Origin of the sequence: Neobacillus mesonae (genome assembly GCF_001636315.1) — a bacterium.
In the GTDB taxonomy this organism is placed as follows: Bacteria; Bacillota; Bacilli; order Bacillales; family Cytobacillaceae; genus Neobacillus; species Neobacillus mesonae.
Genome location: NZ_KV440949.1, coordinates 3377424 through 3402079, shown reverse-complemented (window position 1 = coordinate 3402079; position 24656 = coordinate 3377424). Strand labels below are relative to the sequence as shown.

Below are 24656 nucleotides of genomic sequence, written 5' to 3'. Positions count from 1 at the left end.
TTTTATAGTTTGTTTTTAACACTCAGTTTTTGCCTTTTTTAAATAAGAACGCCATGTAATGCACCATTTTTCAGGGTTATCAAGAAAGTCCTGCTCGTCCATTTTATGAATCGTGCTATTATGCGGTGCAGTTTTGACGATTTCCGGATTTTCATAAGCTTCATTCGAAATTTGCACGAGCGCATGAATATATTCGTCCAAATCCTCTTTTGAGTAGGATTCAGTCGGCTCCAGTGTAAATGGCTGCGGTACGATGTATGGGTGATGGCTTGTCCAATAATGAAGACCGAAATCTGTCATTCTTCTTGTCACATCTTCTGTTGTGACACCGGTTTCTTTTGCCATCTGCTCCCAGCTGTAGCGTACCTGCTCTAAGCGGTGTCCCTTGACATAAGGTGCACCTGCCCCGCGAATCGCCATTACTTTATGGTACATATAGTTATTGTTTAACACGGCAATTTTCGCCACTTCCTTCAGACCATCAGGACCGAGCGCGCGAATCCACGCATAGGAACGCAATACCGTTTGCGCTACACCATGGAAGGAACGAACCTTTCCGATTGAATGTTTAAGATCATATTGAAGTGAATATTTACCGTCTTGATGCTCCACTATTGGTGCAGGCAGAAAATCTCTTAATTCTGCTGTTACACCTAGTGCACCCGTTGCCGGACCGCCGCACATATGTGGTGCCGCAAACGTTTTATGGAGATTGAAGAAGCACATATCAAAGCCTGCTTCTTTCGCTCTAGTAATTCCTAAAAGGCCATTGGCATTCGCCTGGTCATAGAAACAAAGACCGCCAGCTTCATGAACGATATCTGTAAATTCTTTAATTCTTGGATTAAAAATCCCAGTGTCTTCCGGGTTAGCTACTACAAACCCTGCTGTTCTCTCGGATACAGCTGCCTTTAGCTTCTCAATATCAGGGAAACCATTTTCATCCGGGTGCAGGGTAATAATTTTATAGCCCTTTACCGCTGCAGTTGCCGCCTGAGATGGATGTGAGAAAATCGTCGTAATGATTTCATTACGCTGATCTCCTTCGCCTCTTGTTTCATGGTACTTTCTTACGATCGAAGCCATTGTAAACAATGCTTGTGTACCGCTGCTTGGCTGGAAGGAGAAATAATCCATTCCGGAAATTTCCCGCATACATAAATCAAGATTATGGAAGATTTCAAGCATCCCTTGAACCGTACCTTCGTCTTGTAATGGATGCAGCTCCATCATTTTCGGATCACGAATCAGCAGTTCATTAATTTTAGGGATGTATTTCATCGTACAAGTCCCTTGACCAATTTCTACGTTGAAATCAGACCCAAGCGTTTCCTGTGAAAGTCTTACATAGTGACGTAATACACGAGCCTGGCCGATTTCAGGTAAATTTGGTTTTTGCTTTCTTTTCATGATTTCCGGAATCACAGATACTCCATCGCCTACAGCAGATGCGATTTGTTTATTTACAGGCGGCAGCTCTACTCCCTTTTCACCAGGCTGATGAAGTTCGAAAACAATCGGTTCATTCCATTTTGCCTGATGAAAATCGCGGGTTTTGCTCGTACGCTTAATCCTTTGCATATCAAAAAACTCCTCTCTATTTCGTCAAAATCTCTTTAATCGATTGAACGAGATGGTCAATATCCTCTTTCGTATGAACCTCGGTTACACAAAATAGCGCCGACTGTCCAAACTCAGGGAACTCTTCTGAAAGGTCTTTTCCGCCAAAAATTTTCTTCTTCAGCAATTTCTGATTTATTTCATTCACTGTTAGGCCGGTTTCATCAAAATCAACAATAAACTCTTTGAAGAATGGTGAAGCTAAGCGCGACCCTTTAACACCATCAATTTGATTTAATTGCTGTGCCGCGTATTGACTATTTTGCATAATCGTTTGACCGACTTCCTGCATGCCTTCCGGTCCAAGCAGTGCTAAATAGACACCCGCTGTGATTCCCCATAATGCCGTTTGGGTACCAACGGATTCTTTCCCTTTTTCCCGTAAAGCAAATGATGTCCGGTCATAGAAGACATCCCCAAATCCGTATTCTCCTTCTTTAACCGTAGGAACTATCCCAAATAAGCGGGATGGATATTCTTGAACGAATTCCACTTCATCACGCGTTGCGATGAATCCTGCCTGCCCGCCGCTGAAGTTCATATGCATTCCTAAAGGCTGCAGATCGCCGCAGACAATATCTGCTCCATACTGGCTAGGAGGTGCGATAACTCCTAGAGAAATAGGGTCAACCCCGACTACCAGAAGCGATTTATTATCCTTCACTAGCTTAGAAATCTCAGGTCCCTGAACCTCGATAAATCCAAGGTAGGATGGATTTTCAAAATAAACAGCCGCTACGTCCTCTGTTAATTTTGCTTGTAAATCGGATAAATCCATGGCGCCGGTTTCTGTATTAAATTCAACAAATTCAAATTGCAGTTCAGGTGTTCCGTAATTAATGATGATCTTACTGCGTTCCGGTCCCACTGTATTAGCAAGAAGGATTTTCTTCCGTCCGGTAATACGGGCCGCCATCCGTACGGATGTTGATGCAGCTTGTCCCCAATCAAATGTCGGTACATTGACAACATCCATATCTACTAACTCAGCTACTAAACTCTGATACTCAAAAAGTGCCTGGAAACGTCCGTGATCCTCATAAGGTTCACCGGCGTATGCCGTTAAAAATTCAGAACGCTGATTAACTTCGTCGCACACCGCTGGAACAAAATGCTGCCAGCACCCCGCTCCAAGGAAATTTACATATTCCTTTGTGCTGGTGTTTTTATTCAAAAGCCCTTCAATATGACGTCTAAGCTCATACTCTGTAAGCGCTGGAGGAATCTTCATCTCTTCCTTAAGCTGTAATTCCTCAGGTATGCAGGAATATAACTCCATAATGGATTCTGCGCCGATTACCTTTAACATCTCAGCCTGTACTTCAGGGACCATATTCGGTATATAAGGATGTACCTTTTGTGACATATAAATAACCTCCTAGTAGTCTTTACATTGTTCAATCAAACCTTATGCCAAGCCTCCGCCGTCAACAATTAAATCTGTACCGGTAATCCAAGAAGACAAGTCGCTTGCTAGGAATAATACACCTTTCGCAATATCTCTTGGTGTACCTAGTCTTTCTAATGGACGACCTTTTGCGGACGAAACTAGGAAAGCATCCTCCTGCAGGTTTAATTGCTTCGCTTCACTTCTTAACAACGGTGTATCAGTGTCTCCCGGGCAAATGCAGTTCACACGGATGTTTTGCGGACCATGGTCAATCGCCATTGCTTTTGTTAGATTCACAACGCCAGCCTTTGCAGCACAGTATGCGGCTGCTTGGTCTCCGCCTTTTAATCCCCAGCCAGAGCCAGTATTGATGATACTTCCGCCGCCTCCCTTTGCCATAAGCGGGATTAAATATTTTGATAGAAGATATACTCCTTTTAACGATACGTCGATGACTAAATCCCAATCGGATTCTTCTAAATCTACAACTGTTTTTCTTCTGATCACACCAGCGTTATTAAACAGTACATCAACCGCACCGTAGTTTGCTTCAAGATGATCTTTTACCTTGGCACAGTCATCGGCATTTGTCACATCACAGCGGACAAATTCAGCCTTATAATCCTTCTCGCGAAGGTCAGCAGCCGCCTTTTGCCCGTTTTCTTCGTTAATATCTAACAGAACCACTCTAGAACCAACTTCAGCTAAAAGTGTTGCCGTTGCTAAACCAATTCCGGACGCTCCCCCTGTTACCACACAAACTTTATTTTCTAATCCAAAGTAATCTTGTAAAACCATCTCGTATACCTCCTGTTGTTTTTTAGAAACCCCTTTCAAAATTGCTTGAACATAAACGCTCTAACTTTTCTGGAGGGGATATTTATGTTTAGTAAAGATTTACCCCTTTATTTTACTCTCAACAATAATAATATTCAATATTTTTACTAAATAAATAGTTAAAAATTTTAGTAAAAAATAGTTTAATTGATAGTTAAATATCAAATTTCGCCAAAAAAAGTGCTGAAATCACCTATTATCTTAGTAAAAACATTAGATTAATGTGATTTCAGCAGTATATTTTTTAGTAAAATTAACCATAGAATGGACGATAAACGCCCCATGATATTAATTACTCTTAATTAGGTGCCCAAGCATTAAAAATACACTCGATGTCCAAGTAAAGGCAGGATCCCGCAATCCCTCCCCATTCAGAGCGTTATAGTTTTCGGCCATACCAGATGTGTTGGCCATCTCACAAAACTTGCGGGCAATCTCTAAAGCCAGCTCGCGTTCGCCGGCAGACAGCAGACCGTCGACAATGAGCATGGTCGTCGGCGCCCAAATCGGCCCCCGCCAATAGCCATCATCCTTATAGAATGCGCTTGAAGGCAGCTCCGTTGCCAGACCATAATCCGTTAAAAAGCCTTTTCGCTTAATACCGGCAAGCAATTTTTCAAGGATCTCCGCAGGCAGTCTTTTTCCAAGGACGACTGGAATATATAGAACAAGACTGTCTGACTCAATCACTTCATGAGTACCGGATTTCTTAGCGGTAAAACGTTCGCCATCCCAAAAGTGTTCAATCATTCTTGTCAACAGCTCTTCAGATTCCTGCTTCCACCTTCCGGCCTCATCTTCCCGTCCGAGTTTTTCTGCGATTTCAGAGAGCACCTCCATCTGCAATACTAAGAACGAAGAAAGATCGGGGCTTTCCACAGGCGTTCCTTTATGAAAAATCGTGCTGTTATCCCAGCCGCTGTCATTTCCGTGATTATATTGTGGAATCCCATCTTGGTCGTCATCCTGATAGGTAAGCCACCACTTCGTCCATCTTGTTAATGGTTCATAAACCTCTTCCAGTTTCTCCGTTGACACATAGCTGCTTTGCTCCCACAATCGTCTTAACGTCCAGCCATGGATAGGCGGCTTTGTGAAATTCCACAACGCAAATCGGTTATTAACGAAATCCGGAAGCGTGCCGGATGTATCCTGCAGATCGAAAAAGATCATAAACTGATCCCAGGCCAATTCAGGGGAATTTTTCGCTAACGCCATAGCGTTAAAGCAATGGTCCCAGCTCCAAATGTTGGTCATCCAGTTCTTGGACATATACATCGCCGGGCGCAGCAATATTCCCTCCGGAGGAACAACACAGGACCAGGTAATATAAGCCGCGAGGTTTTTCCCCTGACTATATTCTTCAGGTGTCTCAAGCGTTTTTTCATACCAAGCTTGGAAATCTTCTGAAACGCGGGTCCGTCCCTGGGCGAAAGAAAGATAGGAACGCGGCTGATACACCGTAGTAAATTCTTCTATTACACATTCCATCTCCTCTTCGGAATCAGCAGGCAGCAGGTCCGCGATAATTTTCTCACAGCGCTGCTCGATAAACGGGGCATCCATTACAATGCGCCCTTTAAGCGTGGTGAGCATATAACGCATTTCCTGCATCGAATGATTGACTTCCCAGCGGTTTTCCTCCACCTTGACCGCATAATCATACGCCCCAGTAATTCCCGTCAATCTTACCCCAACCCGATTGCTTCTAATTTGTAAGACTCTTTCTTCCGTTATACAAAACTCTGCGAAGCCTTCGCTGCTTTCAAGCCGAAGAACGCTGGGCTCAAGCACCGGCTTATAGGATAGCGTCTGTCCCTGCCAAATCAGATCAAGCCGGAATACTTCGCCAAAATCATTGTCGCCATTGCGGATATTGCGGATGTAAAGCGGTCCGCCTGCCCCTTCCTGATGGTTGGGCGAGATTGTGATAAACGAGCCGTAACGGCTGAATGGGATTTTTCGAATATCAAACATAAGTCCACCTCTTATTCAGTAATTCTATACTTCATTTCCAATTTGTTTCTGCCCGGTAGAATAAGAATCTCTATTACTTTGAAGATATTTTGGTTTAATCACCCGGGAAAAATAGAGATAACCTGCAAATAAAAACAGGCCTGTCAGTAAAAATGGGAGTGTGTAATTTTTCCCAGCTATAATATTGCTAATCCCAAAAGCGACAAGCGCAGAGCCAATACTGCGAAAAACAAGACTCATCCCCGCATATTGGTCGCGTTCTTCATCTCTAAACGATGACATAGAAAGGCTGTCGGCCAAATTTGTCAGCATCGTAAAACTCCCGCCTCTGATAACAAGTAAGGCTGAAAAAAAATAGACAGGAATGTTCAAGAATAAAATAAAGCAGAAAATAATATTTACTAGATAAATACAGAAAAAAGTTTTATTGATCCCAAGCTTTTCAATTAAAAATGGAGAAAAAACGGAACCAATGAACAACGCAAAACCATTAAATGCCAGTAAGATAGAGATAGCCTCGTTTGAAAAATCAAATCGAAATTTTACAAATAGATTTAGATAAGGCTGCAGACAGGAAACGGCACCTCCAGTTAGAAACGCCAAAACTGAAAATAATAGTAATTTTTTCCATAGGTCTCGTGAAGGCTTTCTCATAACAGTTGAAATATTCTTTTTACCATTCTGTGGGGCTGGTACAGCTTCTTTTCTCTGTTCAGATGGAAGGAGTACAGCTCTCGTACACACTAACAGGATAAACACAATAGACGTGATCAATAATGTATTCTGGTATCCGTCTCCAGAAGAATCAAGCCACTTTGGGAGAAAGCCGGCAAGTAACGTTCCTACACCTGTAAAAGCAGTAAATACAGCAAACATAAAACTATATGCTTGAGTTTCCTCTCTTTTTGAACGGCTATAATAGAACAGCAGCTGAATTTCAGTTGTTTCAACCAGAGTGAAACCGATAGAGACGATGATTTGGGCCAAAAAAAATAACATAAAGCTTTTAGATAGCGCAAAAATCGTACATCCTAAAGCAACACTCCCGATACCTGCTACCAAAAGCTTTTTCCTGCCTATTTTTTTGGCAAGAATACCTACTGTTATTGCAAAAATTCCCTTTACTAAAATTCCCGATGAAGTAATGAAACCAATCTGTTTTTCAGAAATACCCAATTCGTATAAATGAAGATTCAGGATTAATGTAAACATTCCGATACTTAGCCCGTACAGTGATTCTGTAGCTAAAAATCTTTTAACACCGGGCGATAAGGATATTGTTTGTAACATGAATGTCAACCTTCCTAATAAACTTGCTGGCCAGATAGGAATCAACCTGCTGACCAGCATTTTCATTTCTGCCAAACAATTTGATGAATCTACCCTTTTACCCCACTCTTCGAAACGTCTTCCATGATGTAGCGCTGGGCAACAAAGAAGAGAACGAGCGGCGGCAGACAGACTAGGAATGTGATCGCCATAATTCCTTCCATATTTACACCAAACATCCCTTTGAACTGTGCCAAGCCAAGTGTTAAGGTGTATTTGCTTTGGTCATTTAAAAATACCAGCGGTCCTAAATAGTCATTCCAGCAGTTCAAAAAGCTGAATACCGATACAAGAATCAACGGCGGCTTCATCAAAGGCAGGTAAATCTTATAAAAGATCTGAAACGCGTTTGCCCCATCGATTCTTGCTGCTTCATCCAGTTCCTTTGGAATTCCCATAATAAACTGACGAAGCAAAAAGATGAAAAATGGTCCGCCAAACCAGGCAGGTACAATCAGCGGTTTCAATGTGTTGATCCAGCCAAGCCAGTTAAATTCCATATATAGCGGAATCATTGTTACTTCCCAAGGAATCATCATGGTCGCAAGCAGAACGATAAATAGAAAATCTCTTCCCTTGAATGTGAATCTTGCAAACCCGTAAGCTACTAACGATGAAGAGATAACTTGTCCCAGCGTCGCCAAGATTGTAACTGTCACGGAATTCGTAAGAAATTGTGTAAATGGCTGAGAAATCCAGGCATTTTTAAAGTTTTCAAAGTGAAAGACGGACGGGATCCACTTTGGCGGGAACTGGTACAGTTCATCCGGTCCTTTCAATGAAGTTGTTACCATCCAAAATAATGGCGCTAAAAACAATAATGAGAAAAAGATTAAAAGAACATATATAAAGGTTTTATAAACCCTGTTTTTCGTTTTCATCGGACAACCCCTCGTATCCATAGATTGTGTGAACCTATTTTTTCTTCTTCACTTCTCCTTCGTAGTACACCCAGGCCGACGAGGATTTGAACACTAATAATGACAAACCTAAAACAATTAAAAACATAAACCAGGCATTGGCTGATGAATAGCCCATTTTAAAATATTTGAAGGCATTTTCGTAAACATACATTGCGTAAAAATAGGTTGAGTTAAGCGGGCCGCCTCCGGTTAACAAAAGCGCTAACGTTAATTGCTGGAATGCGGAAATAATCGTTGTAATTAAATTAAACAGAATTGTTGGCGTTAACAGCGGCAGCGTAATCTTAAAAAATTGCGTGATTTTATTCGCCCCATCTATCGAAGCCGCTTCATACATTTCTTTAGAAATTCCTTTCAAACCGGCCAAAAAGATCAGCATCATCTGTCCTTGTCCCCATAGGCTGGCAATAACCATCGCAACGAGCGCCCAGCTCATATCGTTCAGCCAGTCAGGACCTTGGATACCCGCTAAGGACAAGAAGTAGTTAAGAATTCCATATTCTCCGTTAAACACCCACGCCCAGATCATTGCAAGGGCAACCCCGGAAATAACAGAAGGAAGATAGAAAAATGTTCTAAAAAAGGAATGTCCTTTTACATTTTGATTCAATAACAGAGCTAGTACTAAAGCGATAATGATGTTTAAAGGAACGAAAATGGCAGCAAATTTTACGGTTACCCATAACGATTTCCAAAATAACGGATCGTCCATAAACATCGTTTTATAGTTGTCAATACCGACGAATTTCGCCTGCCCGACAACAGGCCAATCAAAAAAGCTAATCACAAGTGAATATATTAGCGGTCCCAGTGTAAAGGCCAAAAACCCAAACAGCCAAGGAGATATAAAAAGAAAGGGGACAATCTTGTCCCACTTTATTTTCTTTTTTTGATTTAACTCCATATACGGTTTATTAGAGGCAGGGATAGCTTTCATGTTGAACACCTCATTTAGTTAGTCTTACTTCAAGTATCTCTCTGAGTCCTCAGCTGCTGTATTTAATAGTTTTTTTGCATCCTGCCCAAGCATGACGGCATTAATAGCGGCGGAGAGATTACGGTTAATTTCATTCCAGTTTTTGTTCAATAAGAAGGCAGGTGTGTTATCTGAGCGTTCTAGCATTTTGTAGAATGGGCTCAAGTTAGGATCCTGCTCCATCTTCATTTCCTTCACGACACTAATGCGCACCGGTAAATCAGCTGTCCGCATTTTAATCGCTTCCGGAGAAGAATAGAATTTCACGAATTTATAGGCAAGGTCTTTATGTTTGGAATCCTTTGCGATTGACACCGCTGAAGAAGCAATCACTCCTTTAGCTGGTTTTGAGCCAAATGATGGAACCTCAACCGTACCAAAGTTAATCTTCGCTTGTTTAAACCCTTCTAACGGCCAGACTCCGCTTTCCCACATTGCAATTTTTCCAGCCTTGAAAATATCGTCGCCGCTTTGCTGGTTTTTACCGCCAACAAGTACTGCGCTTTTGTCTTTTAACATATCGCTTAAAACACTAATGGCTTCAATCGTTTCCGGGCTGTTCATATAGCCGTTGATTTTCTTCCCATCGTCGCTGATGTAGCTTCCGCCATTACTCCAAATGAGGCCTTGAAGGTCATACGTATCAGGCTCAGGCACAACACCAAAACCGTATTGTTTCTTGCTTGGGTCTGACAGTTTCTTCGCAATTTGTTTGAAATCATCCCAGGTCCAGCCATCTTTTGGATAAGGAATTTTTGCTTGATCGAATAAATCCTTGTTATAATAAACAACCCTTGTCGTAAACCCTGCCGGCATACCATAAATTTTTCCGTTTAGGCTTGAGTAGTTAAATAAACCTTGGTAATAATCGTTTAAATCCATTTCCGGATCACCTTTAATATACTGATCCAGCGGCTCAAGAGATTCTACATATGCCGGGAAATTCCACATATACATAACGTCTGGAGGATTTTTTGCGCCAAAAGAAGCAGCAAGCTTCTGATCAAAACCATCACCATATGCTTCAACTTGAACCTTTACTCCAGGATTCTTTTCTTCGAACTTTTTTGCAATATCCTGCTGGATTTTCAATGCCTCCCCAGAATCCCATGTTGCAAAGCGGAGCGTTGTAGTCCCTTTTGTATCCGAATTTCCGCCGTCACCAGCTGCTTTGTTTTCACTCGAACCGGAGCTGGAACAAGCGGCTAAGGAAAACATACTAATTAGTAATAAAATCATTGCTGTGATACTAATTTTCCTCATTAGGAATTTCCTCCTTTTTGACTAAAAAATATAACCGCTTTCATTTTATCTCCTTTGAAAGCGGCTACATACTGAAAATTTTATTAAATTTGTCGTATAAATGTTTTAAGTTTTCTGTAATATTAGGCCAAAGGGGGAAAATTGTTCGATTCCATTCTCCTTTTTGTTTGACGGTACTCAGAAGGGGTCTCCCCTGTGCATTTTTTAAACCATTTGCTTAAATATTTTCCGTCCTGAATTCCAATTTTCTCTCCTATTTCCTGTAAAGTAAAAGATGTTGATTCAAGGAGTTCACAGGCCGCTGTTAGTTTCAGTTTTTCTGTAAAATCAGAAAAGCTTTCTCCTACTGATTTTTTAAACAGTGTGCTAAAATGGCTTCTACTTAAGCCTACCTCATAGGCAATGTCAGCCGATGAGTGTGATTTCGAAAGGTCCTTTGTAATGAGTTGTACAGCCTTTTGAATCGGCTCAGGCCAGGCATCATGCCCTACTTTTTGATAGATATGAGGGGGATTTTCAGCTTTTTCCCTCTCAATTTCCTTTGCGAATGCCGCTAAATATTCTTCAAATTCATCGTCCTGAAACGCGGTTTTCACTATATAACCAGAAGCCCCCAGCTTAATGCCTTCTTGGGCATATTCAAAATCCCGGTGGCAGCTTAGCAGCAATATTTTCGTATGTGGTGCTTCCTGCTTAATTTCCCTTGCCAGCTCAATTCCATTCATTTCCGGCATGACGATGTCGGTAATAACAACCTCAGGAGTATGTTCAAGGAACTGCTCCCAGCCCTTAACCCCGTTTGCCGCGTCCGCTACCACTTCCATGTTATACTTTCCCCAATTAATGGTGGCAATTAGGCCTTTGCGAACGATATATTCATCATCGACTACTATTACTTTGATCATATGATGCACTCCTTTTTGGCCAGCGCATGATGATAGTTGTCCCTTCCTTAAGCTCTGATACGATCTCGAGACCATATTCGCTGCCGAAGTGGAGCTTTAGCCGCTGGTCAACATTGTAAACGCCGATTCCTCGTGATTTTGGCTTTGTCTCATGAGACTGGAGCAGCATCGAGGCTTTCTCCGCCGTCATCCCTTTTCCATTATCACTTAATGTCAGTTCTAGGACATCAGACTTGTCTTCAACTGTTAACTTAATCATACCATTGCCATCCTCAAAAGCATGGAAAAAAATATTCTCAAACAAAGGCTGCAATGACAGCCTTGGAATTAGATAATTCATCGCCTCGGGACTGACCGTTTCTTCATAGTCAAACATATGACCAAAGCGAATTTCCTGCACTTTCAAATAGTGCTTGATGGTACTAAGTTCCTTCTTCAAAGGAATTAACTCATCAGAGAAATTCAAATTTTCATGAAGGACCTCGGTTAAATGATAAATCATTTGCTGGACTTCATGAGCATTCGCGAGCCGAGCTTTCCACTGGATGGAGTTCAACGTATTAAACAGTAAATGCGGATTAATTTGGTAATGGAAAGCTCTTAGTTCAGCTTTCCGCTTTAACCTTTCCGTCTCGCTGATTTCCTCAATTAGCTCCTTAATTTGCAGAACCATCTGGTTGAAGCTGACGGTTAAGCTTGCGATTTCATCTCTTTCTTTTACCGGCACCTGCAGGTCGAGCTCTCCTGCACTTACCCGCCCCATTGAAGCCTTCAGCTTTCTGAGCCGCTTGGCAATTGGGTCAGAAAATAGCATCGCTAGTAAGCTTGCTAAGAGAATCGAAAAGAATATCCCTAGCAGGGTATAGTTCAAAATCACCGTCGATGACTTATAAAACAGCTTTTCCGGAACCCGTACCTCAACCTGCCACCCGTAGGCATCAAGGCTGGTCCTTCTAACAATATCGTTGGCATTTGGATTCCGGTTTACAGCAGAACTGTAAAGAATGTTTTTCTTATCATCACGGATCATAACAAACGCATGAACATCCCGTTCCAGATATTTTATATAAGAAAAGAGCTCGTCTGCTTTCGTTTCAATGAGCAGTTTGCTTCCCTTTAAAACCCCATATTGACTTTGAATCGGTACAACCAGGCCAACCATTTGCTCGGGAGGCTTGCTGTTGTCGTAATGCTGTGTTTGGTAAAATCCTATCCAGTGATCTCCGGAGTCTAGGTTCTCAGCCTTTTTCCAAAAGGGTTCCTGAAATAGCATTTCCGTATTTAAATAGGTACCACCATAAAAATACCCGGAGCCCGTAATTAAATAAATGCCCTTTGTATTGAACGTTTTATGGGCTTCCAGAAATCGTTCAAAATTCTTTTTTTCGATGAACCCTTCATATGTCTTTGGAATCTCCTCTTTAATGACAATTAAGGTTGGGTCGGATAAGTATTGTTGAATATCCTTTGATACTACAAACATCTGGTCAATCGTGTTCACCAATTGCGTTTCCAGCTGGGATATCGCAAACTTCTCATATTTATTGAATTGCTGATTGACGATCGTGGAGGACTTTTTATAAGAGGCATACCCAAATAAAAGCAGCGGTACCAAAGCTACCGTAACAAAAAAAAGCATTAGCTTCGCCCGAATACTGCCATACAAAAGATCCGTAAACTTCTCCTTTACCCGCCGCAAAAACCTTACCACCAAAATTCGCCTCCCTTCGACATCCATTCTACATGTCCGGTATGGATATGAGCAACAGGAGGGGTGGGTGATAACAAGCAAAAAATGAATAAATCTTTTTTTGATGAATATGCCGTTTCTTTTTATCCACTTAAAGCATGTACTATATAGTGAAACATCCTTATAATATAGCGAATTGAGGTGATTAATGTGGGCATAAGAAGTCCTCAGGTGCGTTGTTGCGAATATGTAATTTGTGGTATTACAATTAGAAATTGTGTTCCAGCAGATGAAGCATGTCCAGATCTCGTTATTTCATCAACTGGCTCAACCCTAGTTGCTGATTGTGATGATTGTCCAGAATGTCCTCCTGAATAGTTAACTGACTCAACTTTCATCTAAAATCACCGTTTCATATGGCGAACAGTGGTACCAGTTACTGTTCGCCATTTTTTAAAAGGAGATGACTGTTTATGAAATTGATCGTATTCAAGCAGGATCATTGTCCAGCCTGTAAAATGCTTGACGCTTATCTAGTGCAATGTGGAATCGAAGCTGACCAGATCATAAACCTGTCAAAAACAATGGATGAAAATGACTTAGTATTAGCGGAAAGGTACAGTATTAAAAAAACTCCTACACTAGTTCTTCTAGATGATAATGGTAAAGAAATAGATAAGTATGCAGGAGTTGGGCAAAAGCGTATCAATTCACTGCTTTTAAAGCGGGGTTTTACACTAATATAAAATGAATATTTTCTTAACAAGCATTACCAGCCACGCCCGGCACCTCCTCCGCCGGAAGATCCCCCGCCGCCACCGCGGGGGCCTCCTCCGCTTCCTCTGCCTCCACCACGGGAGATCATCGAGAGCAGGAAATAAGTAAGGGTACCGCCGAAGAATTTAAAGTCTAGAAAGACAATCACAAGTACAATTATGATTAACAGCCAGGAGGGGATTCCAACCCCTTCATCCTGTCCAGCTGCCGCCTGTGGCGCCTGATTCTCACGCTGGCCCTGCCCGCCTTCAATACCATATTCTGCAAGAACCTCTTTAGCAAGAGCCTGGTACGTAGATACAATCGCCTGGTTAGGTTGCCCGCTCTTAAGCTTAGGTATGGCATATTCATCTAAAATCCGACCCGCTTTTCCATCAGGGATTCCCCCTTCAAGCCCGTATCCAACCTCAATCCATATCTTCTTTTCCTTCATTGCTAGAACCAGCAAAACACCATTATTTTCCTTCCGGTTCCCAATGCCATATTTTCGAAATGCCTCATTAGCAAATTCCTCAATGGAACGACCACCTATAGTCGGGACCGTTAACACCGCAATCTGTGCAGTAGTTTGGACTTCAATACTTCTACCATAGGCATTTAATTGCGAAACCTCAGTTTCACTTAAAACATTGGCAAAATCCTGTACATAAATATCACCAACAGGCTTTGGTATTTGAACATCCTCGGCATTCGCAGTAACTGCACTAAGAAATAAAGTAAAAAGTGCCAGTAAGAAGCTGAGGATCGTTTTCGTGTTCATTAACCATTTCCTCCAAAGTCAACCTTTGGGACTTCCTGTGCTTTCGGGTCGGCTTTGAAATATTCTTTTTCTTTAAATCCGGTCATTCCTGCAATCAAGCTTCCAGGAAACCTCTTGATCTTTTTGTTATATTCTGCAACTTGGTCGTTATAATCTTTTCGTGCCACAGCTATTCTATTTTCCGTTCCAGCCAGTTCATCCATGAGCTGGGTAAACTGCTTATCCGCTTTTAAATTTGGGTAATTTTCCACCACAACCAAAAGGCGGCTTAATGCACTTGATAAATCGGCATTGGCTGTTGCTTCTTCCTGGGGTGTTTTTGCGCCTGCAAGTCTTGAGCGCGCATCCGAAATGGAGGCGATGACTTCCTTTTCATGGGCAGCATAACCTTTAACAGTGCTGACCAAGTTTGGGATTAAGTCCAGTCTTCGCTGTAATTGATTTTCGATTTGGGCATATGACTGGCCAACATTTTCCTCCAAATTAACAAAATTGTTGTAGCTGGACATCAGCATGAGCCCAAACACAACAATTATCGCCACAACAACGATAATAGATAACATACCTTTTTTCATAGTAACCACGCTCCCTTCTCTCTCCTATAGTATGTATCACCGTCAAAATAACTTACCTTTTTCAACAAAAGAAGACAGTGTTTAACGAAGGCCAAAGTCTGATTTTTTTTGGTTACCACAAAAATTCTTATCTTAAACTTCAATTCTAAAGCACGAATCCTTCATTTGCTCACAGAAAAAGCTCGGGACAAAAGTCCGCACAAAAAACTTATATCGCTTCCTTTAACAGTTTCTTCCGATAAACTATTTTTGATAAAGTCACACTTAATTCGTAGAGAACGAGTAGCGGAACAATAACTAGAATATCCGACATGAAATCTGGCGGTGTTACCAAGATTGAGACAACAATTAAGATAAAATAGGAGAGTTTCCTTACTTTAGCAAGACGCATGGGATTTACTATTCCTAGCCTCGTTAAAAAAATGACTAACAGCGGCATTTCAAACAAGATGCCAAAAGGCAATGTCAAATTCAGCATGAATCTGAAATATTCGCCGGCAGTAAACATGGTCTCAAATTGCCCCTGTGACAAAGAGGTTAAAAACCCCAATACTGTTGGGAATAAAACAAAATAGCCAAATCCTATCCCGCATAAAAATAATAGAAAAAGAAAAGGAATAAACCATAGTGTTACTCTTCGCTCCTCAGGTTTTAAAGCAGGTGCAACAAACTTCCATATCTGATAGGCGGCCACCGGAATCAACGCTGCCACTGAAAACACCGCCGTAATCATCATATACACCCATACAATATCGCCCGGACCAAGAACAGCGAGTTTTTGATCTAAATCCCTTATCAGCCAATAATAGATATCTTGAACATTGATGAACATGATGATAAAAATGACGATAAAGGCAATTACCGTTTTGATGATCCTTGCCCGCAACTCCTCTAAATGTCCCAAAATATGCAATTCTTTGCCGTCCACTCAACAATACCTCCCTTAATGTCCTGAAATCCCGGATAAAAAAGAGGAGCAGACGAGTTGCCCCGCCTGCCCTCGCTAAGCATTATTTGTTCTAACCTTCTTTTTTCACTAAAGTTACCGCAGCTTTTTGTTCTTCCTCTTTTTCCTCTCCCGTGACAAGCTCTTTGGTGGCGGTTTTGAATTCCGATAAGGTTCGTCCGAATGCACGGCCAATTTCCGGAAGTTTAGAGGGACCGAAAATAATGAGTGCAATGACTAGGATCAAGATTAAACCTGGAATTCCGATATTTGAAAACACAAACACTCAACTCCTTATTACATTTTATTGGCTGCAATGAAAATTACGGTCTAGGCACTTTCTTCCCTTTTTTCTCTAATTGCCTTTGGTGTGCACGACTATGGGCGCGGTTTCGATCCTCTTCTACTTCAGTTGAAAGTTTCTGTCCTAATGGTACTTCTGTAGTAGAAATCTGTTTGAGCCCTTGTCCATCTTTTTCAAAAACAAAGGAAGCTCTTGTTGAAATATCCGCTCCTATTGCGGAGACATAGGGAACGACACGGTAATCGGCCTGCCAGCGGTCGGGAGTTACCTTACAGCGTACATACCCACGGTAGTCATTAAAGAATTTTATATTTGGGTTCAATCCTAATATTTTATCTGTATCTGCCCGTTTATCTGCCCCATTACCGCCTGAAGTAATGGAGGTCCCGACAAATTCTGCTCCAAAAACTCTAGAGTTACCATCATTAAAATCTTCCAATAAATTAGATGCCCAGCTTGCATGAACATCACCCGTTAAAACGATTAAATTGTTTAATTGGTTTTCTTTTGCATAATCTAATACATGCTGACGCGCAGCAGGATATCCGTCCCAAGCATCCATGCTGTACTTTGGTGACGCAGCCGTTCCATAATTCCGCTGGGCAAAGAAGATTTGCTGTGCTAATACATTCCACTTTTTCGTCGAATTATCCAAACGCTGGAACAGCCATTCTTCCTGCTCAGTCCCCAGCAAGGTTCGTTTCGGATCAAGAGATTCAGGTGTCTGCGGTGAGCTTTTATCCCCATTTGCCTGGTCATCGCGATATTGCCGTGTATCAAGTACGAAGAAAGAAGCGAGGTCTCCGTATTCGAACTGGCGATAAATTTTCATATCTGCTCCTTGTGGCAGGGATGACTTTCGAAGCGGCATATGCTCGTAATAGGCTTGGTAAGCAGCCGCCCGTCGAATAATAAATTCCTCCACGGACTGTCCCTTTTCCGGAATAATGTTTGCATAGTTGTTCTCCACCTCATGATCATCCCAAGTCACAATCCACGGGAAAGCCGCATGAGCAGCTTGTAAATGGGTATCTGAACGGTATTGGGCATAGCGGTTACGGTAGTCTACAAGTGTTTTTATTTCCGGACCGCTGTGAGTTCGGACATTACCGCTTGCTGCAATATATTCATTTGGTCCGTATTCATATATGTAATCACCTAAATGAAAGACAAGGTCAAGTTCTTCTTTTGCTAGATGCTGATAAGCAGTAAAGTATCCATGTTCAAATTGCTGACATGAAACAAAGGCAAACTTGAGCTGCGAGATACCTTCTCCTGATTCAGGAAGTGTTTTTGTTTTTCCAGTCGGGCTTATTTCACTTCCGCTTTTAAACCGGTAAAAATATTCGTGATTGGCTTTCAATCCGCTTACCTCTACATGGATAGAATGGCCAAGCTCGGGTCTAGCAAGTTCAGTCCCCCGCCCGACAATGCTTCGAAAATATGGATCAGTTGCTATCTCCCATTTTACCGGTACACTATGAGGAGGCATGCCGCCGCCATTTAACGGGTCGGGAGCCAGCCTCGTCCATAACACCACACCGTCTGATAATGGGTCGCCGGAAGCAACCCCAAGTGTGAACGGATAATCACTAAAAGTTGGATCTGCATTAACCTCAAATCCACCCATTGATTGAGCTATTGCTATACCCAGTGATAGGCCTGCAATTTTTCCAGCCCCTTGCAGAAAACGGCGCCTGTCAAGATTGTGCTGCAGCCTTTCTGAATTCAATTTCTTCATCCATTCATTTAAAGGTATCTCTCGCATTATCTTTCTTTCCCCTTTCACATTAATTCTCACTTGCAATTTTGATTATAAAGGGGGAATTTTAAGAGAATGTAAACAATTGTAAAGCGGAAAATTCATACCATTAAATACTTAGCTATTTAGACATAGAAAAAAGAAACGTTCCCCATGCCCGATTGGTAAATTTACTTTTTTCCTAATTCTACTTACCTACTTTTCTTCATAAATCTTTTACAAAATTTAAACAAAAGACCAATGGTGCTATTCCCCATTGGACCTTCTATAAAATCTCTGTAATTTTCAGCTTCATACGATTATTCCTTTTGTTTCCGCTAAATAGCGGCAATAAGGGAGCATCCGTTGGGCAACCTGAAATTCCCGGTTTTTTGCTCCAGGACGCCAATTGACTTCAAATAACCAGAGCCTTTGATATTGATCGACCCCTACATCAATCCCTAGCTCATCAAAAGGATTTTCATAAAGAGTATCTAAATGATCGGCAAAGGATAATGCGAATTTTTCAAGCTTTTGTTCCATCTTGCTATAGTCTTCCTCAAATTCATCCTTAAGAAATGGAATCAGTTCGCCACGATAGCCGCCGCTCGAAACATTGCTCACCATCTTTGTATTACCGCTTATACGAGGATATATTAATGTAATTTCCCACTGACCGCTTCCATTTTTTTGAACATGCAGCCGGAAGTCGTAGATTAATCCGGATTTTGTCTTACATTCAATAAAAGGCTGCAGCAAATACTTCTGTTCTTTTAGTACTTGAAAAATGGCAGCTTCCAATTGTTGTTTGTTATAAGCATGTGTGTCGGCCCCGTCCATCCAAAGATATGACTCAGCTGTTTTTTTTATAAAAAAAATCTTTCTGCCGCGATTTCCGGAAACAGGTTTAATAACTGCTGCAGGATGGGATTCTAATAATGAGAAAAGTTCATTAGCCTTCGTTAGGAGGTATGAGGGAATCAAATATGAAGCAAATTTTTTGGCCTTTTTGACCTTCTTATATACCTTTAGCTTATTCCCAACCGGGAAACTTGTAAAAATAGCAAAGGTTTTTAGCCTCTGTAAAATCAAAGAATGTTTATTTGTTTTAGGATTGCAGCTGTTAATGATGACCGCTGGGAATTCCTTTTGCTCCTGAACCCATTTTCCCTTTTCGTAAACCCAGCCATTTACAATCTTTTGTTCAAAGTCCACACTATCAAAGGAAAAATAAATAAAATCAATTCCCTCCATTTTGGCGACAGCCGCAAATGGATAGGCTTTCTTCACCATGTCAGGATGCTTTCGATGGTGCAGCATGCCAATAAGCACCATAATCTCACTTCCTTAAAGAGGGTCTAAGTAAAATTTTATTTCATCGGCTGCTTTTGACGCTATTTCTTTTGCCTTTATAGCGGAATCGGCAACAGCAATCACATAGGCATAGCGGTCACCGAGAGACTGTGGTTCCCTTAAAATTGCCCCTTTACGCGGCTTTACAAAAACCTCTGTCACACCATCATGCTTTAAGGCTCGATTTTTCCCAGTTACTTTGATTAATTTTCCTTTCGATTGAATGGTAAGAAATTTTGCATAAACATATTTCATAACCGTCTTTTCAAGAACCGGCTCCAACCCTAGGAATAATTTGATTGTTTCCTTTACAAGGTTAATCCCTGTCCCTTCTTCAATGATTCGATTCATTGCACCGCCGGACATCCTCGGATTAATTTCAATCAGCTTCCACTGACCCTTAACATTCCGCATTTCCAGGTGGCATGTTCCATTAACCAATTCAAGTTGTTGGATAATATGAAAGACAGCGCTTTGTAATGTTTTGCTCTCATCAAAACTTAATAACGCCGGATAGCTATAACCCGTGATAATAAATCGTGTACCATTCAAAATATCCTGCTCTATAACGGCAATAATCGAAATCTCCCCATTTACCACCATGACTTCAATTAAATACTGCGGTCCCATCAAATATTCTTCGATTAAAACCGTTTTGTTCGGTGTTCTTTTTTTCAAATATTTTAGTCCTTCTTTCAATTCCTCCGTTGACTTAACGGGCAGTACATCCTTTGAACCATTGGAGACAGGAGACTTTAGGACAAGTGGGAAGGAATCATCGAATTCCTTCATAATTTCGTCAATGGATTCATCATAATGATAAACAGTATATTTGGGGGAAACTGGATTTTTTTTAAAATGTTTGCGAACAAGGTTTTTTTCCTCCATGATTGCAAGGGCATCATTAGATAAATAGACAAGGTCTAATTCTTGTGAAATTCTTCCAGCAAAAGCGACAAATGGATCTATAAAACTAATAACCGCTTTTATCTGACATTTTTCTTGCTCTAGGTCCTTGATAATCGAAAGAATATGATCCTTGTCTAATAAATCCTCGACATAGATTATTCGATGAACTTCAGGAAATTCTTTCATTTGTCTAATAAAACTTTTTCGATTCGTTAATAAAACCGTAAAATATCCCATTTCATTTGAAATGGTTAGGGCTTCTCTGCTCGTTCCAGATTTATTACTTCCGATAAAAACGATTGTTTGCATACTAGCCTTCCATCCCCAGTTTTTACAGATTAAAGAAAAATGCTCTATCATAACGTATGTCATTCTGTTACATAATGATACACATAAAACCGCCATGGACACTCATAGCGGCTTTATGATTTTTGCTTAGGTAAATCGATACTTTTCTACCACCCTTCGATAGGACGGGCTCATTTTTCCAAGGGACATTTTAAATAAAATCATCATTTCCTCATCACGAATTTCAGCCAATTTAGCTTCCAATTCCTCTGCGTTCATAACCGAATGAACTTTTGCGGGGTTCATACCTAATTCAATCGCTCTTTCACCGGTAATTCTTGCGGATGGACCCACGGTAATCAATTGATCGACTTCCCCAATATCCATGAGCCTTTGCGCCATCTGTATATGCTGCATTCGTTCTTGATTCCCAAGACGCTGCATTCTCCCAAGAACCAGCACCTCTTTCATGCCGTTCGACATCTTTTTTAATACTTCTAGACCAGACATTACCGAACTTGGATTACAGCTCCACGTGTCGTCGATTACCGTTATGTTATCTCCGTAATATAATTTTGTATGGCGTTCCATATTTTGAAACGTACTGAGCCTTTGAACCGCTTCTTCGATGGGAATCCCAATGGCAGCAGTTGCAGCAATGGCAGCCAGACTATTATAGACATTGTGCTCTCCAGCCCCTGGGATCGTAACTTTATATTCGTTGTGCTCTACCCGTAAACGATAAATCATTTTATTTTGTTCAAATTGGATATCTACAATTTGGAAGTCAGCAGTCTCATCCTTTCCAAATGAAAGGACGGTTCCTTTATATAAAGCAATTGGCAGACTTTTAATATTCGCATCATCAGCATTAATAATTAATGTTCCATCATCAGCTAAAACCTCAAGCATTTCTCCCTTTGCTTTAATATAGTTTTCCAACGTCCTGCAGCCTTCTAAATGTGCTTCGCCAATGTTTGTAATGATTCCAACGGTTGGTTTGAAATATTTACCACTTACCCTAATGTTACCTGGATAAGCTACCCCCATTTCAAATACCGCTGCTTCAGTCTGCTCTGTCAAGCCCATTAAATAGTTTAAATTCAAATGAAGCCCGTTTTGACTATAAAGGGTGGAATGAACCTTCATGCTTCGGTTCATAATGTGTTTAATCATATCCTTCGTCGTTGTTTTACCACATGTACCAGTTACTCCAATCACAGGAATCTGGAATTGATTTCGATAGTAATCTATAAACCTCCAATAGGAATCCTTTGCATTTTCAACCAAAATAACATTAGCAGTCTCAGATACCTTCGGGAGGTTCTCTTTATCTTCTGTTACAATCGTGTACCCTGATTTTCCAGCTAAGCTTTCTGCCTTCAAAGCTTTTTTACTGGTATGAAAATACAAACAATGTTCACTAAGACTATTATGCCTCCTAACCATTTTTCGAATATAATCGTCAGGATTTCCTTGGAGCAGTTTACCATCAATCGTTTCTAAAAAGTCTGAAAGTCTGAGATCCTTCATCCTATTTACTCCTCTGCGGTCTTCGAATCTAAGAGATAGCGTGCATAGCTAATTGGTGTAGTATGAGTTGCTTTCCACTCTTCCATCAAGCTCGCCTTTCCAAAGGTAATTCTTAGATCCCTTCCGTTACATTCAATAAACATTGGGAAACCATCTTCGGTTAGACCTATATCTAATCCCACATCTGCCAGACTAGGGAACCGACCTTCTAATTCCTTCACTACCTTTAGAGAAAAAGCTTCAATCTGGGTATAAACCTTGTCATAATCCATTTTGGGACAGCCGCTTATTAATTCCCGAAGCGATTTACACGTACCACCCTTGGCAACATTTGTTACATATTTGCCTAGTTTCGCCACTTTACAAACAATTCCACTAACCTGCCATTCACCTGAGCCGTTTTTCTGAACGGATACACGCAAATCGAATGGCCTGCCTTGATACTTGGCAAGCGGAATTCGCTGCTGAATCAGATAATGTTTATTGGCTGCCTTTTTAAGGAGTATTAACGGTAATTCGTTAGTAAATAGCTTCTTTTCCTGTTTGTGATTGACTGCCCACACTCCATCGTCCACGCGTTCAACCATTATGATGCCGGCGCCAAGACTGCTGCTATTCGGCTTGATGATCAACTCATTATACCGGTTCATCATCTCCTTCAGGTTCTCTAAACTTGCCCTTCTCGTTTCAGGCAAATGGGAATGCAATTCCTCATTCCCCATAAGAATTTCATGAACAGTCATTTTCCCATAGCGGTTCCATCCGTTAAAAACGGTAATGCCTGCATCTTGCAGGCTCAATAACTTCCCTTTTGATTGTTTATGAAAAAACAAACTGCGATTATGAATGACTGATGGGATTGGAATAGTTGTTAATTTGTATCTTCCATTAGCCCCCTTTACCAATGCCTGGACCTGGTTCGATTCGAGTGTGACATCCCTTAAACGAAAAAAACACGGAATAACGCCATATTGTTTGCTAGCTTGCTCATAAAAAGACACACGTTCAAATGTGGAATAGCCGTGTTTAATTCCTCTATACACAAAACCATCTACTAAAATTCCAATATATGAGTCATTCAATCCTCTAACCTCCTGATTGTTATCATGCTTCAACTTTCCGTTTCATTAAAAACCAGCCAACATTTTTGCATATTCGAAAGGTGTCGTATAAAGTGTCCGCAGTAATGGACGATTCTTTAGCTTTACAAGACTTTGATAACCGAAGTCTTTATTAATCTCCAAGATCCATACTCGATGATTTGCGTCAACCATAACATCTATGGCAACATCACCATAATTCCCAAACCTCTTATCTATTTCTTCACAGACACCAATACATTGTTTATAAATGTCAGCTTGGATTCCTTCAGCAGTTTTATGGTCCACTTTAAAGGTTGTTTCAATAGCCTTTAGACCTGGCAATAATTTTTCAGTAAAGTATAAATTTGTTACAACAGCGCCTTTTTTGCCTACTCGAGCAATCATTCCCTGGCAAACCCATTGCCCCTTTTGATCCTTTTGGGCATATACCCTAAAATCAACCTGTTTATGATCAGCTCCTGATTCAATACCTTGTTGGATAATATAGTTTTTCCTTTTACATTTATCGATAAAATTTTTTAATTGCTGTCCTGCTGCTAACGTAAACATCTTTCTTCTTCTATTGATAAATTGGAAATTTCCTTGTCCGTCCAGCGTTACTTTATATATTCCAATGCCTTGGCATCCATTTGCGGGCTTTAAATAAACAAATTGATGCTTTGTGATCAAGCTGTTCAGCTGCTCTTCATCCTGAAGCATTTCAGTATATGGAAAATACTGTTGGAATTTTTGATCCCTTTGACACATTTTTGCAATGTCGTCTTTTATAAAAAAGAATGAATTAATCACCCGATTCCCAATTGATGAAATCAAATCATTGTAGCGAAAACCGGAAACAGGCTTTCTTTTATAAACAGCGTTCGGATATGGAAACACGCCATAAATCCATCTAGATTCACGGTCTTTCCCGTTAGGATTATAATAATACCCCTCTATTGTTTTTGTTGATGGCTCAATTCCATTTGCTGCACAAATAAACACAAGTCCCTTTATCTTTTGGTAATCAGCGAAGCGCAGTCTAAATAATTCCATTTTTCTTGGTGACATACTCGATTTACCTCGAAAAGCAACAAATGCAATGATTGGGCCTATTGTTAAATATCGATCTTTCATAACAATTTCGTAGGAGAGTTCTTCCGGAAGTGTAAAAGATTGTTTTAATTGTTCTGGCAAGCCAATGGTATCTTCGGGTAATTCATCGTTAATGTTAACGTTTAATTCCCTAATCCAAGCTCCAATTCTTACAATCATTTTTGCACAATTAATATCATAGTTTTCTGCAAGCTTAGTAGAAATTTCAATCGTGTTAGGTTCCGCTTTGTGGAGTATTTTTATCATGTTTCACCATCCTTGATTGGGTACAGTAACATTAATACCATTAAATGAAGAACATCTTATTGATGAAACGGCTAAAACCTACTTTAGGCTTATGAAAAAGGATCCTAACTTGCAAAGTT

The 24656-nt window shown here is 40.8% G+C and carries 21 protein-coding genes; 1 reads left to right on the top strand and 20 read right to left on the bottom strand.

What is annotated here, in order from left to right; translation table 11 throughout:
• Positions 1-15: 15 nt before the first annotated feature.
• From gcvPB to A6749_RS15865, 10 genes are all read right to left on the bottom strand, one after another.
• Entirely contained in the window at positions 16-1581 is a 1566-nt protein-coding gene (gene gcvPB, locus A6749_RS15910) for an aminomethyl-transferring glycine dehydrogenase subunit GcvPB (RefSeq protein ID WP_066391462.1), read from the bottom strand.
• Positions 1582-1597: 16 nt separating this feature from the next.
• Positions 1598-2986, bottom strand: a complete 1389-nt coding sequence (gene gcvPA / locus A6749_RS15905; protein WP_066391460.1) for an aminomethyl-transferring glycine dehydrogenase subunit GcvPA — start codon at positions 2984-2986, stop codon at positions 1598-1600.
• Between the two features lie 42 nt (positions 2987-3028).
• Positions 3029-3808 carry an SDR family NAD(P)-dependent oxidoreductase gene (locus A6749_RS15900; RefSeq protein WP_066391458.1) on the bottom strand — a complete coding sequence of 260 codons (780 nt, stop codon included), beginning with the start codon at positions 3806-3808 and terminating at the stop codon, positions 3029-3031.
• 327 nt (positions 3809-4135) lie between these two features.
• Positions 4136-5824: an amylo-alpha-1,6-glucosidase gene (locus tag A6749_RS15895; RefSeq protein ID WP_066391451.1), complete on the bottom strand. Its 1689-nt coding sequence runs from the start codon at positions 5822-5824 to the stop codon at positions 4136-4138.
• Positions 5825-5848: 24 nt separating this feature from the next.
• On the bottom strand, positions 5849-7114 hold the full coding sequence (locus tag A6749_RS15890; protein ID WP_161487151.1) for an MFS transporter: 1266 nt from the start codon (positions 7112-7114) through the stop codon (positions 5849-5851).
• A gap of 89 nt (positions 7115-7203) precedes the next feature.
• Entirely contained in the window at positions 7204-8034 is an 831-nt protein-coding gene (locus tag A6749_RS15885) for a carbohydrate ABC transporter permease (RefSeq protein ID WP_066391449.1), read from the bottom strand.
• 34 nt (positions 8035-8068) lie between these two features.
• Positions 8069-8980: a carbohydrate ABC transporter permease gene (locus tag A6749_RS15880; protein ID WP_066401000.1), complete on the bottom strand. Its 912-nt coding sequence runs from the start codon at positions 8978-8980 to the stop codon at positions 8069-8071.
• A gap of 57 nt (positions 8981-9037) precedes the next feature.
• Positions 9038-10315, bottom strand: coding sequence for an ABC transporter substrate-binding protein (locus A6749_RS15875; RefSeq protein ID WP_066391447.1), 1278 nt, complete (start codon positions 10313-10315; stop codon positions 9038-9040).
• Positions 10316-10437: 122 nt separating this feature from the next.
• Positions 10438-11220, bottom strand: coding sequence for a response regulator transcription factor (locus tag A6749_RS15870; RefSeq protein WP_066391445.1), 783 nt, complete (start codon positions 11218-11220; stop codon positions 10438-10440).
• Positions 11195-12931: a sensor histidine kinase gene (locus A6749_RS15865; protein ID WP_236719677.1), complete on the bottom strand. Its 1737-nt coding sequence runs from the start codon at positions 12929-12931 to the stop codon at positions 11195-11197. The genes A6749_RS15870 and A6749_RS15865 overlap by 26 nt, the downstream gene beginning before the upstream one ends.
• 452 nt (positions 12932-13383) lie before the next feature.
• On the opposite strand from A6749_RS15865, the gene A6749_RS15860 reads away from it, so the two are divergent.
• Positions 13384-13656: a thioredoxin family protein gene (locus A6749_RS15860; RefSeq protein WP_066391443.1), complete on the top strand. Its 273-nt coding sequence runs from the start codon at positions 13384-13386 to the stop codon at positions 13654-13656.
• 23 nt (positions 13657-13679) lie between these two features.
• Here A6749_RS15860 and A6749_RS15855 read toward each other — a convergent pair whose 3' ends face one another.
• From A6749_RS15855 to A6749_RS15810, 10 genes are all read right to left on the bottom strand, one after another.
• A complete protein-coding gene (locus A6749_RS15855) occupies positions 13680-14447 on the bottom strand; it encodes a TPM domain-containing protein (RefSeq protein WP_066391441.1) in 768 nt (255 codons plus the stop codon).
• Positions 14447-15022 (bottom strand): LemA family protein, encoded by a 576-nt coding sequence (locus A6749_RS15850; RefSeq protein ID WP_066391440.1) that lies wholly within the window; start codon positions 15020-15022, stop codon positions 14447-14449. The genes A6749_RS15855 and A6749_RS15850 overlap by 1 nt, the downstream gene beginning before the upstream one ends.
• A gap of 208 nt (positions 15023-15230) precedes the next feature.
• Positions 15231-15950 carry a twin-arginine translocase subunit TatC gene (gene tatC, locus A6749_RS15845; protein WP_066391439.1) on the bottom strand — a complete coding sequence of 240 codons (720 nt, stop codon included), beginning with the start codon at positions 15948-15950 and terminating at the stop codon, positions 15231-15233.
• Positions 15951-16041: 91 nt separating this feature from the next.
• Positions 16042-16248, bottom strand: coding sequence for a twin-arginine translocase TatA/TatE family subunit (gene tatA, locus A6749_RS15840; RefSeq protein ID WP_066391435.1), 207 nt, complete (start codon positions 16246-16248; stop codon positions 16042-16044).
• A gap of 43 nt (positions 16249-16291) precedes the next feature.
• Positions 16292-18040 (bottom strand): alkaline phosphatase D family protein, encoded by a 1749-nt coding sequence (locus A6749_RS15835; RefSeq protein ID WP_066391433.1) that lies wholly within the window; start codon positions 18038-18040, stop codon positions 16292-16294.
• Between the two features lie 285 nt (positions 18041-18325).
• Positions 18326-19348, bottom strand: coding sequence for a YheC/YheD family protein (locus A6749_RS15830; protein ID WP_066391431.1), 1023 nt, complete (start codon positions 19346-19348; stop codon positions 18326-18328).
• Between the two features lie 12 nt (positions 19349-19360).
• Positions 19361-20584: an ATP-grasp domain-containing protein gene (locus tag A6749_RS15825; protein ID WP_066391424.1), complete on the bottom strand. Its 1224-nt coding sequence runs from the start codon at positions 20582-20584 to the stop codon at positions 19361-19363.
• 126 nt (positions 20585-20710) lie between these two features.
• Positions 20711-22096 (bottom strand): Mur ligase family protein, encoded by a 1386-nt coding sequence (locus A6749_RS15820; RefSeq protein WP_066391422.1) that lies wholly within the window; start codon positions 22094-22096, stop codon positions 20711-20713.
• Between the two features lie 5 nt (positions 22097-22101).
• A complete protein-coding gene (locus A6749_RS15815; protein WP_066391420.1) occupies positions 22102-23178 on the bottom strand; it encodes a YheC/YheD family endospore coat-associated protein in 1077 nt (358 codons plus the stop codon).
• Positions 23179-23223: 45 nt separating this feature from the next.
• Positions 23224-24537: a YheC/YheD family endospore coat-associated protein gene (locus tag A6749_RS15810; protein WP_066391416.1), complete on the bottom strand. Its 1314-nt coding sequence runs from the start codon at positions 24535-24537 to the stop codon at positions 23224-23226.
• Between the last annotated feature and the right edge of the window lie 119 nt (positions 24538-24656).